The following is an 871-nucleotide window of genomic DNA, read 5'->3' on the forward strand; positions in this document are numbered from 1 at the left end:
GGCGCTGAAGCTGTCCGACAGCGAGGCGCTGAAGGTTCGCGCGCATCGCGCGCTGGCCAGCCTGTTCGAGCATCTCGGCGACCAGGAGAAGGCCGCGCGCCATTACCGCGAAAGCGCGCTGGCGGCACAGCTCGGCTGAGGCAGGCGCTTCGCGCGCCGCAAACGAAAACGGCAGCCCTGGAGGCTGCCGTTTTGCATTGTCGGCCTCGGCCGGCCTCAGCGGTTCACCAGCGCCTTCGGCACCGACAGCGCCAGCAGGCCGCCCAGCACGCAGAACGCGGCCAGCATCACCATTCCCGCATCGTTGCTGCCGGTGGCCTGCTTGAGCCAGCCGATCATGTAGGGGCTCAGGAAACCGGCCAGGTTGCCGATCGAGTTGACCAGGGCGATGCCGGCCGCCGCCGCGGTGCCGCCCAGGAAGGCGGTGGGCAGGCTCCAGAACAGTGGCAGGGTGGTGAGGATGCCGATCGTGGCGAGCGTGAGGCCGACCATCGCCAGCGCGGTCTGGTGCGCCCAGACCACCGACAGCAGCAGGCCGATCGCGCCCAGCGCGGCGGGCAGCGCGACGTGCCAGCGGCGCTCGCGGCGGCGGTCGGCGCTGCGAGCGATCAGGATCATGCCGACCACGGCGGCCGCGTAGGGGATCGCCGAGAGCAGGCCGATCATGAACGAGTCGGTCACGCCGGTCGACTTGATGATGGTCGGCAGCCAGAAGCCCACGCCGTAGAGGCCCATCACGAAGGAGAAGTAGATCAGCGCCATCAGCCACACGCGCGGGCTGTCCAGCACGCGGCCGATCGAATGGTCGTCCTTGAGCGCCTCCTCGGCCTGCACGTTGCGCGTGAGCAGGGCCTTTTCCTCGTCGCTCAGC

1 protein-coding gene and 1 pseudogene are annotated in these 871 nt (G+C 69.6%); one reads left to right on the plus strand and one right to left on the minus strand.

Annotation, left to right across the window (positions count from 1 at the left end):
* A pseudogene (locus FQ755_RS01230) lies at positions 1-139 on the plus strand (heme biosynthesis protein HemY); the annotation flags it as partial.
* A 77-nt stretch (positions 140-216) separates the two neighbouring features.
* On the opposite strand, the gene FQ755_RS01235 reads toward FQ755_RS01230, so the two are convergent.
* Positions 217-871: MFS transporter (locus tag FQ755_RS01235; protein ID WP_144150307.1), on the minus strand; the 655-nt coding region annotated here is incomplete at its 5' end.

Source organism: Paraburkholderia sp. BCC1885, assembly GCF_900996235.1.
GTDB lineage: Bacteria > Pseudomonadota > Gammaproteobacteria > Burkholderiales > Burkholderiaceae > Paraburkholderia.